This window comes from Pigmentiphaga daeguensis, from assembly GCF_039523035.1.
In the GTDB taxonomy this organism is placed as follows: Bacteria; Pseudomonadota; Gammaproteobacteria; order Burkholderiales; family Burkholderiaceae_B; genus Pigmentiphaga; species Pigmentiphaga daeguensis.
The window spans coordinates 69,769-82,872 of the sequence record NZ_BAAAEN010000001.1 but is presented as its reverse complement, the minus strand read 5'-3'; the positions used below and the strand labels follow the sequence as shown (position 1 = coordinate 82,872).

The window sequence follows — 13,104 nt, the reverse complement described above, 5'->3', positions numbered from 1 at the left end:
CCACCCGCCATGTCATCGCCTCGCCCGACCGGCCAAGCCCTCGCTCGCCTGCACCAGCTGGCCTGCCTGGACGTGGGCGGCCCGCAGTTGATCCAGCCCATGCTGGAGGCCATGCACCCGCTCATCGGATTCGAGTCGGGCGGCTATTTCTACCCGGACGGCAATGGCGAGCTGGAAGCACATATGGAGGATGCCGACGTGCAGGCCTCGGTGCCTGAACATTTCGATCCGCGCATCCTGCGCAGCGAGAACGAGATGTTCCACAACAGCCTGCGCGCGGCCCGCGACATCGTGCTCCACGGCCACGGCCCGCGCACCATGGGCCAGATGCTCCGGGCGTCCCATGTGGACCTACGGCGCAGCGACTATTACAACGTCGTGATGCGCCCCGCGCGGGTGGCCGACTGGCTGTGCCTGGCGCTGCGCGCGCCGCAAGGCCAGGGCATAGGCATGCTTTTCCTTTTCCGTCCGCCCGGCGCGCCCCCCTTCCGGCCGGAAGAAATCGCAACGCTGGCCCGGCTGGAACCCCATCTGGCGCATGCCTTGCAGCCGGGCGAGCTCGACGCCCAGGACAGCGAAATCCATCGCCAGGGCCTGCTGGTCGCCACCCCGCAAGGCCGGCCCTTGTGGATTTCCCCCGACGCCGAAGCCCTCATGCCGCTTGCGTTCGGCTGGCGCTGGCGGCGAGGCGCCGCGCTGCCTCCTGCCCTGCAATCGCTGGTGCAGCGGCTGGCGCCACGGGCAGGCGCGGACTGCGCCCCGCCGCGACACGAACTGCACAATGCCCACGGCTGGTTTTCGCTGCGGGCCACGCACCTGGCGGCGGCCTCGGGCGATGGGGAAGCCATCGGCATCCATATCACGCAGCGCGTGCCGCGCGGCCTGCGGCTATGGTCGGCCTTGGGGGCGCTGCGGCTGCCGCCGCGCCAGCACGAGCTGGCATACTGGCTGGCGCGCGGCGTGCCCGAGTCGCAGATCGCCAGGCGCCTGGGCATCAGCGCCAACACCGTGGTCTATCACCGCCGCCAGCTCTACAACCGCCTGGGCGCCGGCAACCGGGCCGAACTGCTGGCCCGGCTGGAGCCCGGCGGCCATCGTCGATAACCGACCATCCATCTGGAGCAAGCCATGGCCGACAAGCCCGTCAAGATTCCCGGCCCGGACCATCCGATCACGATCACGCCGAACCCGGCGCGCATCGTCGTCACGGCCGGCGGCCGCACGGTGGCCGATACGCGCCGTGCGCTGACGCTGCACGAGGCCGTCTATCCACCGGTGCACTACGTGCCGCGCCAGGACGCCGACATGACGCTGCTCGAGCGCACCGCGCACACCACCTACTGCCCCTACAAGGGGGACTGCACGTACTACAGCATCCCTGCCGGTGGCGAGCGCGCCACGGATGCCGTGTGGAGCTACGAGTCGCCGCACCCCGCCGTGGCGCAGATCGCCGGGTATCTGGCGTTCTATCCGGACCGTGTCGACGCGATCCGGGAAATGCGCTAGCGCCCGCCGATCAACCGCAGTGCACGAATGCTTCGTCCGGGATCGCCCAGGCCAGCAGGTTGCGCATATGAACCTGCCTTGCTGCGCCGGAACCCGCCACATCCTTCCATTCGCCGTCGCCGATGTTCGCTAGCGCCGCCATCATCTGCGGCCTGCAGGCGCGCAGCACCGCAATGAGCCCGCCGGGGTCGCGCCGGGCCAGGGCATGGCGGCACAGCGCGAACAGGTACGCCGTATCTTCCTGCCCGTCCTCATCCGGGCCGTGATCGACGGGCAGCCTGGACCGCAGCCGCCTGAGCAGGCGATGCAGGTGCTGGCGGGAAGCTTCCTCGCTGCGCCCGGCCAGCGAACCGAGCTCGGCATGGCTGAACCCGAATACCTCGTACAACAGGACGGCCGCCGCATCGCCGGGGGCCAGCGTCCGGCAGAGGTGAAGCAAGGCCGCCTCCACGCGCTGGGCCTGATCGGCCAGCCGCTGCGGCCAGTCTCCATCCGGCTCCCCCGGCGCCGCTTCGGCCGCCTGCGCGAGGACGGCCTGGTACCGCCCCTGGCGGCGCAGGAAATCGATGCACAGATGATGCAGCACCGTCACCAGCCACGCCTCCCGGCCTGCCTGGGTCGGCGGCAAGGCGCCGCCGGCGGTGCGCAGATAGGCGTCCTGCACCAGGTCTTCCGCTTCGCCGCCGTGCGCCAGCCAGCGTCGGGCCAGTGCGATCAATCGCTTGCGCAGCGCCTTGTCGTCTGCCAGGGGATGGGAGGAGATCAGGGATGTCACGTTATGGGCGGCTCGTTCGTTTACCAGCAGAACCTAACACGAAAAGGAGCCTCCGATGTTTGCCAACGATCCCGATCACGCTTCCGGAACCGCGCCCGGACAGAACAGCGCCTTCCTAGAAGAAAAGGCGTTCCGGACACGGACGGTGCTGGTGTTCGGCACCATCACCGACACCACGGCGTCCGAGACGGTGCGGCGCCTGCTGGCGCTGGACTCGGAATCCGACGCGCCCATCAACATGATCGTCTCGTCTCCCGGCGGCCACCTGGAGTCGGGCGACGCGATACACGACGTGGTGCGCTTCATCGACGCGCCGGTCAACATGATAGGCACCGGCTGGGTGGGCAGCGCCGCCACCCATCTCTACCTCGGCGCGCCCCGCGCGCGGCGTTTCTGCCTGCCCCAGACCCGCTTCCTGATCCACCAGCCCAGCGGCGGCATGGGCGGCACGGCCAGCGACGTCGCCATCCACGCGCGCGAGATCGTCAAGGCGCGCGAACGCATCGCCCGCGTCATCGCGCGCGAAAGCGGGCAGGCCCTGGAGCGGGTGCTGGCGGATATCGAACGCGACCACTGGATGCCGGCGGAAGAAGCCGTGGCCTATGGGCTGGTCTCCCGCATCATCGAGAAACGTGGAGACCTGGCCTAGGCCCTTCCCCTTGGAAGAAGCCCCACGCAGATCCTAGAACGCGGCCTGCAGCGCGATCTCGCCGCGCGTGCCGGCCATGCCCGGAAACAGCCGCCGGGCCGCCGCGTCGGTTCCATGCAGGGTCAGCCGCAACTCGAAGGGAGGCTTGAACGCCCACACCGCGCCCACCGAGGCGTGGGTGTAACTGTCGGCATACGCGTCATCCAGGAAATAGCGGGCCAGCGCGGCTTCGACACGCCACGTATGGCCCAGGGGATGACGCGCCCCCAGCAGCGCATACGTGCCGGCCGTGCGGCTGGCCATGGCATTGTTCGAATGCCCCAGGGCCAGCCAGTAGCGATCGCGCCATGTCACGGCGAAATTGACTTCGTTCCAGTTCGGATGCCCCTGCGTCGACGGATACTGGTAACGGAGGAAATAGGCATCGAGCGCCCAGTCCGGCGCGAGCCTTCCTGCCCAGCCGGCGGCGAGGTCGAACTCGGTGTAGGCGCCGTTGTCGGGCTTGAATTTCACCGTGGACCCCCACGCCGAGGCATACAGCCCCGATTCGTGGGTGTATCGGACGCCGGCCTGCACGGCGGGGCGCTCCCGCGTTTGCGACGACCCCCGCCACACATAGTCGGAGGTCAGGGCCGCGCTGCCCGTCCACTGCGCACGGGCATCGCCCGGCAAGACGGCCAGCAAGGCCGCGCAACCCAGGACGGCAAGGCTGCCGCGGGAAAGAACAAGGATGAGCCGCATGTTTTCCACTTGAAAAGGGTGATAGACATGACCGGCCACCAGTATTCCGAAAAGCGTATAAATTCCTCGTTCAAAAACCGGGGAGCGCCGTATATTTTCCGTAAACGTGCCCGCCCGCGGCGGCGGGCTCAGCCACCGCGGTAATACCGCTGCGGGACGAACGGCATGCGGACCACTTCGACCGGCACGGCCTTGCCGCGCACCATCGCTTGCAGGACGGTTCCCGGCTGTGCAAGACCGGTGTTCACATAGCCCATCGCGCAGGGTGCGTTGAGCGTCGGGCCGAAGCCGCCGCTGGTCACCGAACCGGCCGGATGGCCATGTTCGTCAAGCAGTACGGCGCCTTCACGCACTGGCGTGCGCTCGCGCGGCAGCAGCCCGACGCGCTTGCGGTCCACGCCCTGTTCGATCTGCGCCTGGATCGTCTCGTCCCCCGGGTAGCCGCCCGCCCGGGCGCCCGCGGCCCGGCGCGCCTTCGAGATCGCCCAGAGCAGGCTGCTCTCGACGGGGGTGGTCGCGGCGTCGAGATCATGGCCATAAAGGCACAGGCCGGCCTCGAGCCGCAGCGAATCCCGGGCTCCCAGGCCCACCGGCCTGACTTCCTCGTGCCCGAGCAGTTCCCGGGCCAATGGCTCGGCGGCATCGGCGGGAACCGAAATTTCGTAGCCATCCTCGCCGGTGTAGCCGGAGCGGCTGACCAGGCACTCGACGCCCAGCAATTCCACGGTGGCGACCGACATGAAGAGCAGCGAGGCGAGCTCGGGCGCCAGGCGGGCCATCACCTGCGCGGCCGCCGGTCCCTGGATCGCCAGCAAGGCGCGATCGGACAGCACCTCGACGCCGCAGCGCTCGCCGATGCGGTGGCGCAGGTATTCGATGTCCTGCTCCTTGCAGGCCGCGTTGACGACGAGGACCAGCGAATCGCCGGCGTTGGCCACCATCAGGTCGTCCATCACTCCGCCGCGCTCGTTGGTGAACATGGCGTAGCGCTGCTGGCCTGCGGGCAGATCGACGATGTCGACGGGCACGAGGGTCTCGAGCGCCGCGGCCGCCTGCGGCCCGGACAGGCGGATCTGGCCCATGTGCGATACGTCGAACAAACCTGCCCTGGCCCGCGTATGAAGATGTTCCTTCAGGATCCCGTCGCGGTACTGGAGCGGCATCGCGTACCCCGCGAAGGGGACCATGCGTGCCCCGAGCTCGAGGTGCAGGTCATGCAGGGGCGTCTGCGCCAGGGGCGCAAGAGCGGATTCAGTCATTCATCGGTTCCCAATCAGCACTCGATCACGTTGACGGCCAGCCCGCCGCGGGCCGTCTCCTTGTACTTGACCTTCATGTCGGCGCCGGTCTCGCGCATGGTCTTGATGACCCTGTCCAGCGACACGCAGTGGCTGCCATCGCCCTGGAGCGCGATACGCGCGGCATTGATGGCCTTGACCGCCCCCATCGCGTTGCGCTCGATGCAAGGCACCTGGACCAGTCCCCCGACCGGATCGCAGGTCAGGCCAAGGTTGTGCTCCATGCCGATTTCCGCCGCATTCTCGACCTGCCGCGGCGTGGCTCCCAGCACTTCCGCCAGCCCGCCGGCGGCCATCGAGCATGCGACGCCCACCTCGCCCTGGCAGCCCACCTCCGCGCCCGATATCGAGGCGTTCTGCTTGTACAGCATGCCGATGGCCGCGGCAGTGAGCAGGAAGCGGACGACGCCGTCGGACGTGGCGCCCGGAACAAAGCGCATGTAGTAGTGCAGCACCGCGGGCACGATACCGGCCGCGCCGTTCGTTGGCGCCGTCACGACTCGTCCGCCGCTGGCGTTCTCTTCGTTCACGGCCAAGGCATAAAGATTGACCCAGTCGATCACGGACAGAGGATCGCGCAGGCCGGCTTCCGGCTGGCTCGTCAGTTTCCGGTACATCTCGGCGGCGCGACGCTTGACGCGCAAGCCGCCGGGCATCACCCCTTCCTTGCGACAACCGCGCCGCACGCACTCCTCCATCGTGCTCCAGATCCGCAGCAGGGCCGCGCGTGTTTCCTCCTCGGGCCGCCAGGCTTCCTCGTTCTTCATCATCAGCGCGCTGATCGGCAGTCCGGTCTGCCGGCAGTGCGCCAGCAGCGCGTCGGCGGTATCGAACGGGTATGCCAGCGGCCGGTCGTCCGCCACGATCGGCGAACCCTCGGCCACCGACTCGTCGAGCACGAAACCGCCCCCCACCGAGTAGTACACGCGCGACCGCAACACCTCGCCCGCCTCGTCGAACGCCGTGAACCGCATGCCGTTCGGATGAAACGGCAGGCTTTCCCGCCGATGCAGGACGAGATCGGTCTTCTCGTCGAACCGGATCTGGTGCACGCCCAGCACGTTCATGCACCTGTGCTCGCGGATGGCGGCCAGCCGGTCCGGGATGCTTTCCGTATCGACCCGCTCGGGCTCCTCGCCTTCGATGCCGAGCAGGACCGCCACGTCCGAGGCGTGTCCCCTGCCCGTGGCCCCCAGCGACCCGTACAGCTCGGCCCGGATACGGCACACCCGCTCGAGCAGGCCCAAGTTTCGCAGGCCGTCCGCGAACTTCAGGCCCGCCTTCATCGGCCCCACCGTATGGGAACTCGACGGCCCGATTCCGATCTTGAAGATGTCGAGGGCGCTCACCGACATGGAACTCTCCCGGGCACGCTAACCGCGGTCGGCAAGCGATTGCCTGGCCGGGGCGCCTGCCTGGCCGCCTTCGTAGTCGGACATCGGGGGGCACGAGCAGACCAGGTTGCGGTCTCCGTAGACGTTGTCCACCCTGCCCACCGGCGGCCAGTACTTGGACTGCCGCAGCGACGGCACGGGGTACGCGGCCTGCTCGCGCGAGTAGGGCCTGGTCCACTCGCTCGCAACGACGTCCAGGGCCGTGTGCGGCGCGTTCTTCAGCGGATTGTCATCGCGGCCGAAGGCCCCGCGCTCCACCGCGTCGATTTCCTCGCGGATGCATATCATGGCATCGCAGAAACGATCCAGTTCGGCCTTGGGTTCGCTTTCGGTCGGCTCGATCATCAAGGTGCCCGGCACCGGGAACGACATGGTCGGCGCATGGAACCCGAAGTCGATGAGCCGCTTGGCGACGTCTTCCGCCGACACGCCGGTCCTGTCCTTGATCGGACGCAGATCGATGATGCACTCGTGGGCGACCATGCCGTGCACGCCCGTATACAGGATCGGATAATGCGGCGCCAGCCGCCGGGCGATGTAGTTGGCGCTGAGGATGGCGACCTCGGTGGCGCGCTTCAAGCCGTCCGCGCCCATCAGCGCAATATAGGCCCAGGTGATCGGCAGGACGCTCGCGCTGCCCCACGGAGCAGCGCTGACGGCGCCTTCCGTGCGCCGCTCGAACCGGCGGTGTCCCGGCAGGAAGGGCGCCAGGTGGGCCTTGACGCCTATCGGCCCGACGCCGGGCCCGCCGCCGCCGTGCGGAATGCAGAAGGTCTTGTGCAGGTTGAGATGGGACACGTCGCCGCCATAGGCCCCCGGCAGCGCCAGGCCGACCTGGGCATTCAGGTTGGCGCCGTCGATATAGACCTGGCCGCCATGCTCGTGGACGATGGCGCAGACCTCGGCCACCTCCTCTTCGAACACGCCATGTGTCGACGGGTACGTGATCATGATGGCCGCGAGGTCGGCCGCATGCTGCGACGCTTTTTTCCGCAGGTCTTCGAGGTCGACGTTGCCGTTCTCGTCGCACGCGACGACCACCACCTTCATGCCGACCATCTGCGCCGATGCCGGATTCGTTCCGTGCGCCGACGAGGGGATCAGGCACACGTTGCGGTGCCCTTCCCCACGGCTCGCGTGCCAGCCGCGTATCGCCAGCAGGCCGGCGTACTCGCCTTGCGCACCGGAGTTCGGCTGCAGGCTGAAGGCGTCGTACCCGGTGCACGCGCACAACATCTGCTCCAGTTCGGTCACCAGTTGCAGATAGCCCCGGGCCTGCTCGATGGGAGCGAAGGGATGCAGGCCGCCGAACTCTTTCCACGTCACCGGAATCATTTCGGTGGTGGCGTTCAGCTTCATCGTGCATGATCCCAGCGGGATCATCGTACGGTCCAGGGCGAGGTCCTTGTCGGCGAGGCTGCGCAGGTAGCGCAGCAGATCCGTCTCGCTGTGATAGGTGTTGAAGACGGGATGGGTCAGGAAGGCCGACGTGCGTTGCAACGCTTCCGGGAACCGGTCGTCGGTGCCGGCCTCGATCGCCTCGAACCCCGGCGCCCGCAGTCCGGCGGGAGCGAACGCCGCCCACAGGGCTTCCACTTCCGGCACGCCGCTGGTCTCATCCAGCGAAATGCCCACGTGGGCGTCGTCGATCTCGCGCAGGTTGATCCCGCGCGCCCGCGCGGCCTGGTGGATCTCGTCCGTGCGGCGGCCCGTCCTTACCGTGATCGTGTCGAAGAACACGTGCGTCGGCACCTCCAGGTCCAGCTCGCGCAAGCCCCGGGCCAGCGTGGCCGCAAGTCGGTGGACGCGCCGCGCGATCGTCGCCAGGCCGCTCGGCCCATGATACGAGGCGTACATCGCGGCCATCATGGCCAGCAAGGCCTGCGCCGTGCAGATGTTGCTCGACGCCTTCTCGCGCCGGATGTGCTGCTCGCGCGTCTGCAAGGCGAGCCTGTACGCCTTGCGTCCCTGCGCGTCCACCGACACGCCGATGAGGCGGCCGGGCATCTCGCGCTTGTACGCCTCGCGCGTGGCGAAGTACGCCGCGTGCGGGCCGCCGAAGCCCAGCGGCACGCCGAACCGCTGCGCCGATCCGACCACGACGTCGGCCCCGCACTCCCCGGGCGGGCGCAGCAGCGTCAAGGCAAGCAGATCCGCGGCCACCGCAAGCAGCGCGCCCTTCGCATGCGCCTGATCGGCGATGCTGGCCAGGTCTCCGACCTCGCCGCTGGTTCCGGGGTATTGAAGCAGGACGCCGAAACAGTCCACGGCCGCGAGGTCCGTGCGCTCGTCGCCCACGATCACCTCGATACCCAGCGGCTCGGCGCGCGTGCGGACGACGTCCAGCGTCTGGGGATGGCAATCGCCGGATACGAAGAAACGGTTGGCCTTGTTCTTGGCCAGGCGCCGGCAGAAGGTCATCGCCTCCGCCGCCGCCGTCGCCTCGTCCAGCAGCGAAGCGTTGGCGATGTCCATCCCCGTGAGGTCGCTCACCATCGTCTGGAAATTCAGCAGGACTTCGAGCCTGCCCTGCGAGATCTCGGGCTGGTAGGGCGTATAGGCCGTGTACCACGACGGATTCTCGAGCAGATTGCGCAGGATGACCGTCGGCGTGTGGCAGTCGTAGTAGCCTTGGCCGATGCAGGACTTCATCACCCGGTTCCCGGCCGCGATGCGCTTGAGGTCTTCCAGCACCCGGGGTTCGCTGCGCGGCTGGCCGAGCGCCAGCGGCGACCGCGCAAGGATCGAAGCGGGGACCACCTTCTCTATCAGCTCGCCCATCGATGCGAGTCCGAGCGAGCCCAGCATCTCGGCCTGGTCGGCCGCGGAAGGTCCGATATGGCGGCCGATGAAATCGTCCGCCTGGGTCAGCCCGGCATAGGGGATACGGCGTGCGGTGTCGGTTGCGTGCTTGGTCATGAAGCTTCCTCTGTTCGTGCCGGTCCGTCCTCAGCCCTCGATGAGCCGGGCATAGGCTTGCGCGGTCAGCAGCCCGTCCAGCCTCGGCGCTTCGTCGGGCGCGAGCTTCACGAACCAGCCGCTGCCCAGCGGGTCGCTGTTGACTTTGCCGGGATCCTGCACGATTGCCTCGTTGACCGCGACGACGGTGCCGGACAGCGGCGCCTTGATGTCGCCGGCCGCCTTGACCGATTCGATCACCGCAAGCTCGTCGCCGGCATCGTAGTGCGAGCCGACGGCGGGAAGCTGGACGAACACCAGGTCACCGAGCGCCGATTGCGCGTGATCCGTGATACCGACGACGACGCCGCCGTCCGCATCCGGCCGGAGCCATTCGTGGTCCTCCGTGAAGCGGACTGCATCGGTCTGGATGGACATGCGAACCTCCGGGGCGGATAAAGCAAATCATTCTGCTAACCGGTACCCGGGTGGTCAAACGATCTATACTGGGGCATCCATTAGTCCGAGTGCGTGCAAGGAACCAAGAGTGCGGCGGAGACACCTCAACAGCTCCGTAATGGCCTGGCTGCGCTGCTTCGAGGCGGCCGCCCGCGCCGGCAGCTTCACGCAGGCGGCTTCCGAACTGTCCCTTACCCAGGGCGCAATCAGCCAGCAGGTTCGCGAGCTGGAAGACCGGCTGGGCGTCGTGCTTTTCCGCCGCCTGCCGCGCCAACTGGTGCTTACCAGCGAAGGCGAGAAACTCCGCGAAACCGTCACGACCGCCCTGGACCAGCTCGAACTGGCCCTGTCGCGGCTGCAGGACCGGCGCACCGACGGCTCGCTGGTGCTGAGCTGCTATTCGTCCTTCGCGCTGCTCTGGCTCATGCCGCGCATCGGCGCGTTCTACCGCGAGTACCCCGAGATCGACCTGCGCGTGTCCGCCGAATTCCATGTGCTGGAGATGGCGACGGTGCTCAGGGAGGAGATCGATGCCGCGATCCGCTACGACCTGGGCGAATATCGCGACCTGGAATCCGTCCATCTGCTGGACGAATATCTGCTTCCCGTCGCCAGTCCGGATTTCGTGGAAGCGCATCCGGCGCTGCGCACTCCCTCCGACCTGGACGGTTCCATGCTGCTGCACGACGCGGTGGCCTGGCCAGGCGCCTCGGCCGATGCGGAATGGCGGTACTGGCTGGACACGGTCGGCGCCGACAGGGTGTCCATCACCCAGGGCAGGCGCTTCAACATGGCGCAGTTGGCCGTGGAAGCCGCCCTGAACGGCCAGGGCATCGCCATCGGACGCCTGGCCCTGGTCATCGATCACTTGCGGGAAGGTCGCCTGGTGCCGCTGTTCGGGCGCGCGGTACGCTCGCCGGCCGCGTACCGCCTGGTACACGTCGCCCAGCCGCCGCCGCGCGTGGATGCGCTGGCGCATTGGTTGAAGCAGGAAACCAGCCGCTTCCGCCAAGGCCGCGACGACTACCTCGCCCCGCTGTCGCCGGCCAGCCGATAAGGCTTCCAGGGCCTGCTCCGGATGGACAGGGAGGGTCCCGAAACGAAAAAAGGAGCCGCAAGGCTCCTTTTTTACACTCCATGGAAGGGCTTTCCATGGATCTCGAATTGGAGCGGGAAACGAGTCATGCACTAGAGCGCTAAGTCTCTGTTTCCCAATCACTTTCTCCACTGTGGTGATCAGCGAAGAACTCAATTATAGCCTTGTTTTTCGCCCTCGGCAACAAAGTTCATCCAACCACTTCCACCAGCGTCCAAGGATGATCCATCCACCCGTCGTTACGCCTGATGCGTCCAGCTGCTGAGCGGGTTCGCTATCGAACTCCAACTTGCGACGATCATGACTTGCGCTCGCTCCGCAGGCAGCGCGGGGTGGTGTCGCGTGGACTACCTGGCACCTGGACGGCTGTAGGACACAACCGCCGGCATCGGAACACCGCAAGTACTCATCTTTACATCGCTGCGGCTAACTTCGCCGGAGCGCAACGCGGCGCCAGTGTAGTGGCAGCCAGCCTCAACGAAGGCGTGCAGCAATCCGGTTCATCTGCTCGATCTCCGCGCGCTGGCCATCGGAAATCGCTTGGCATAGGTTGACGAGTTCCGGATCTGAGAGCTGCGCCTCGCGGCACATGAGGATCGCTCCCGAATGGTGCGGGACCATAGACGCGATGAACTGTCGATCGCCGATTCCGGTTTGAGCACGGGTAGCGGCAAAAGAACCGAGTGTGAGAACGGCAAACAAGCCGTACAGCACGAGATTGAGCCGCCGGTTTGGAAACATGCCGGGCATTGTCGCTAGCATGAAGATGCCCATTGGCGCCCACATAGTGACCGCCATGTAGAGCATGTTGAGATTGTTTCTGAAGTCCCTGGCGCCGTCGATCATGCTGAACATTACGAAGTACATGACGACGAGGCCCAACACCATGTTCACCCAGAACTTGGCGTATGGTCGGCCGTGCTTACCCATCTGACCGGATGTGTGATGTTGATGTTCATGGGAATGTTCAGCCATCTCCGTCTCCTATGTGCTGGGGCAACCTGGCAGGGTCACTGGTACTGCGGCAGATACTTTGTCGATATATCAGCATGTGGAGCGATGCATCACTAACCGCTGATTTCCAGTCCCCAACTGGACGTAGGGGCGTCGAACGCTTCAACTCGCTGGTCTTGAACCGTCTGGATATCAGACCATACCAAATCGGTCTTGATGGGCTTTGCGCCACCTATGACGCTGGTACCGTGAGCGCCAATATCGAGCTTGCGTCCTCATCGCTCGATGGGCCGGCAACTGATCGATTCTTGCATATCAAGCAAGACAAGGCCACCTGCGGCGGACGCCAATGGCCTCCTCCGCCTTCGCTTAGGGCATCGCCTCAAGCGTCCGTCGCAGGCCATAACGACACAACAGCCCTTGGGCAAGAAAGGAGCCGGTGATGTAGCGCACCCGAAAGGAGACGAAGACATGCACAAGGACATTTCAACATCAAAGGTGTTCTATCGTCCCATCGAGGCGGCCATCCGATGGGCTGGGTTGCTGCGGTATCTCCCGATGATCCTGGCCACGATCGCGTCACCGCGTGTCCTGCCTCGGTCGCTGAACTGCCCTCGATGGAATGAGTGCCGGCTGCACTCGGAACGTATCTATGACGGCATCCTCAACGGAGAGCTGCCCTACGGCAAGAACGGGATCACGCTCAATGATCCGAACCTGCTCAATTCTCTGGATCTGACTGTTCGCCATGTCGATCTAAAACGCTGGATGCGCACCCACTATCCCGAGCACCGGCCAGGATTTCTGTTCAGCCGTGGCGAACGCATGGCGCATCCTTTCATCACCATGGAAACAGGACAGGCGATCCTCGTGGAGCGGCTGGCCCTTCAGGCCGCGCTTGAACAAGCCCGACGTGAGATGCGAGAACTGCAGGAGCAGCACGACACGCTACTCAAGCAATCCTCGGTGCTGTTGGCATCCAAGCAATGCGAGATCAGCGAACGGGCGGAAACGACCTATCTCAACATCATTGGAGGGATGTTGACGCTGATGCTGAGCCAGTCGCCTTCAGGCGTGCCCTATTCCAGCTTCAAAACGCAGGAGGCCCTTGTCTCTGCATTGGTCGCCCACTACGGCGGCACCATGGGCATCACTGAGCGCACCTTAAACGGAAAGTTCGCCAACGCTAAGAGGTACGTTCGTAGCGCAAGCGCATGAGGTTATCCAGCTTGTATGTGCAATCGCGGAGATTGCATTTGCAATGTCTTTCCGCAGCCAGGTCTATTGAATAGAGGTCACGCCAACAAACGCCACCGAGCGTTCAGGAGTGACCG

The 13,104-nt window shown here is 66.1% G+C and carries 12 protein-coding genes; 5 read left to right on the top strand and 7 right to left on the bottom strand.

Going from position 1 to position 13,104, the window contains the following annotated elements:
* Positions 1 to 9: 9 nt before the first annotated feature.
* Together ABD104_RS00455 and ABD104_RS00450 are read left to right on the top strand one after the other, a co-directional pair.
* The gene (locus ABD104_RS00455) at positions 10 to 1,104 is read left to right on the top strand and encodes a helix-turn-helix transcriptional regulator (protein WP_132978760.1); all 1,095 of its coding nucleotides are present in this window, start codon (positions 10 to 12) and stop codon (positions 1,102 to 1,104) included.
* Positions 1,105 to 1,128: 24 nt separating this feature from the next.
* On the top strand, positions 1,129 to 1,506 hold the full coding sequence (locus ABD104_RS00450; RefSeq protein ID WP_343926994.1) for a DUF427 domain-containing protein: 378 nt from the start codon (positions 1,129 to 1,131) through the stop codon (positions 1,504 to 1,506).
* Positions 1,507 to 1,516: 10 nt separating this feature from the next.
* On the opposite strand, the gene ABD104_RS00445 is transcribed toward ABD104_RS00450, so the two are convergent.
* Complete coding sequence (locus ABD104_RS00445; protein WP_343926993.1) at positions 1,517 to 2,281, bottom strand: sigma-70 family RNA polymerase sigma factor; 765 nt, start codon at positions 2,279 to 2,281, stop codon at positions 1,517 to 1,519.
* A gap of 55 nt (positions 2,282 to 2,336) precedes the next feature.
* Here ABD104_RS00445 and ABD104_RS00440 point away from each other — a divergent pair, with 55 nt between their 5' ends.
* Complete coding sequence (locus ABD104_RS00440; protein WP_087836946.1) at positions 2,337 to 2,930, top strand: ATP-dependent Clp protease proteolytic subunit; 594 nt, start codon at positions 2,337 to 2,339, stop codon at positions 2,928 to 2,930.
* Between the two features lie 33 nt (positions 2,931 to 2,963).
* On the opposite strand, the gene ABD104_RS00435 is transcribed toward ABD104_RS00440, so the two are convergent.
* The 5 genes from ABD104_RS00435 to gcvH form a co-directional block, all read right to left on the bottom strand.
* Positions 2,964 to 3,671 carry a TorF family putative porin gene (locus ABD104_RS00435; RefSeq protein WP_343926992.1) on the bottom strand — a complete coding sequence of 236 codons (708 nt, stop codon included), beginning with the start codon at positions 3,669 to 3,671 and terminating at the stop codon, positions 2,964 to 2,966.
* A 128-nt stretch (positions 3,672 to 3,799) separates the two neighbouring features.
* Positions 3,800 to 4,930: a glycine cleavage system aminomethyltransferase GcvT gene (gcvT, locus tag ABD104_RS00430; RefSeq protein WP_087836944.1), complete on the bottom strand. Its 1,131-nt coding sequence runs from the start codon at positions 4,928 to 4,930 to the stop codon at positions 3,800 to 3,802.
* 14 nt (positions 4,931 to 4,944) lie between these two features.
* The gene (locus tag ABD104_RS00425) at positions 4,945 to 6,324 is read right to left on the bottom strand and encodes an L-serine ammonia-lyase (RefSeq protein WP_343926991.1); all 1,380 of its coding nucleotides are present in this window, start codon (positions 6,322 to 6,324) and stop codon (positions 4,945 to 4,947) included.
* Positions 6,325 to 6,342: 18 nt separating this feature from the next.
* A complete protein-coding gene (gene gcvP, locus ABD104_RS00420; RefSeq protein WP_343926990.1) occupies positions 6,343 to 9,282 on the bottom strand; it encodes an aminomethyl-transferring glycine dehydrogenase in 2,940 nt (979 codons plus the stop codon).
* Positions 9,283 to 9,312: 30 nt separating this feature from the next.
* Positions 9,313 to 9,699, bottom strand: coding sequence for a glycine cleavage system protein GcvH (gene gcvH, locus ABD104_RS00415; RefSeq protein WP_087836941.1), 387 nt, complete (start codon positions 9,697 to 9,699; stop codon positions 9,313 to 9,315).
* Between the two features lie 139 nt (positions 9,700 to 9,838).
* Between gcvH and ABD104_RS00410 the strand changes: the two genes are divergently transcribed.
* The gene (locus ABD104_RS00410) at positions 9,839 to 10,777 is read left to right on the top strand and encodes a LysR substrate-binding domain-containing protein (RefSeq protein ID WP_165962977.1); all 939 of its coding nucleotides are present in this window, start codon (positions 9,839 to 9,841) and stop codon (positions 10,775 to 10,777) included.
* A gap of 513 nt (positions 10,778 to 11,290) precedes the next feature.
* Here the strand turns inward: ABD104_RS00410 and ABD104_RS00405 are convergent.
* Positions 11,291 to 11,791 (bottom strand): DUF305 domain-containing protein, encoded by a 501-nt coding sequence (locus ABD104_RS00405; RefSeq protein WP_003098996.1) that lies wholly within the window; start codon positions 11,789 to 11,791, stop codon positions 11,291 to 11,293.
* Positions 11,792 to 12,241: 450 nt separating this feature from the next.
* On the opposite strand from ABD104_RS00405, the gene ABD104_RS00400 reads away from it, so the two are divergent.
* Positions 12,242 to 12,988 carry a hypothetical protein gene (locus tag ABD104_RS00400; RefSeq protein ID WP_003098991.1) on the top strand — a complete coding sequence of 249 codons (747 nt, stop codon included), beginning with the start codon at positions 12,242 to 12,244 and terminating at the stop codon, positions 12,986 to 12,988.
* The last annotated feature ends 116 nt before the right edge of the window (positions 12,989 to 13,104 follow it).

Excerpts from the sequence above, each read along its gene's own strand:
- ABD104_RS00455 (WP_132978760.1), top strand. The coding sequence starts at position 10 with ATGTCATCGCCTCGCCCGACCGGCCAAGCCCTCGCTCGCCTGCACCAG.
- ABD104_RS00450 (WP_343926994.1), top strand. The coding sequence starts at position 1,129 with ATGGCCGACAAGCCCGTCAAGATTCCCGGCCCGGACCATCCGATCACG.
- ABD104_RS00440 (WP_087836946.1), top strand. The coding sequence starts at position 2,337 with ATGTTTGCCAACGATCCCGATCACGCTTCCGGAACCGCGCCCGGACAG.
- ABD104_RS00435 (WP_343926992.1), bottom strand. The coding sequence starts at position 3,671 with ATGCGGCTCATCCTTGTTCTTTCCCGCGGCAGCCTTGCCGTCCTGGGT.
- gcvT (WP_087836944.1), bottom strand. The coding sequence starts at position 4,930 with ATGACTGAATCCGCTCTTGCGCCCCTGGCGCAGACGCCCCTGCATGAC.
- ABD104_RS00425 (WP_343926991.1), bottom strand. The coding sequence starts at position 6,324 with ATGTCGGTGAGCGCCCTCGACATCTTCAAGATCGGAATCGGGCCGTCG.
- gcvP (WP_343926990.1), bottom strand. The coding sequence starts at position 9,282 with ATGACCAAGCACGCAACCGACACCGCACGCCGTATCCCCTATGCCGGG.
- gcvH (WP_087836941.1), bottom strand. The coding sequence starts at position 9,699 with ATGTCCATCCAGACCGATGCAGTCCGCTTCACGGAGGACCACGAATGG.
- ABD104_RS00410 (WP_165962977.1), top strand. The coding sequence starts at position 9,839 with ATGGCCTGGCTGCGCTGCTTCGAGGCGGCCGCCCGCGCCGGCAGCTTC.
- ABD104_RS00405 (WP_003098996.1), bottom strand. The coding sequence starts at position 11,791 with ATGGCTGAACATTCCCATGAACATCAACATCACACATCCGGTCAGATG.
- ABD104_RS00400 (WP_003098991.1), top strand. The coding sequence starts at position 12,242 with ATGCACAAGGACATTTCAACATCAAAGGTGTTCTATCGTCCCATCGAG.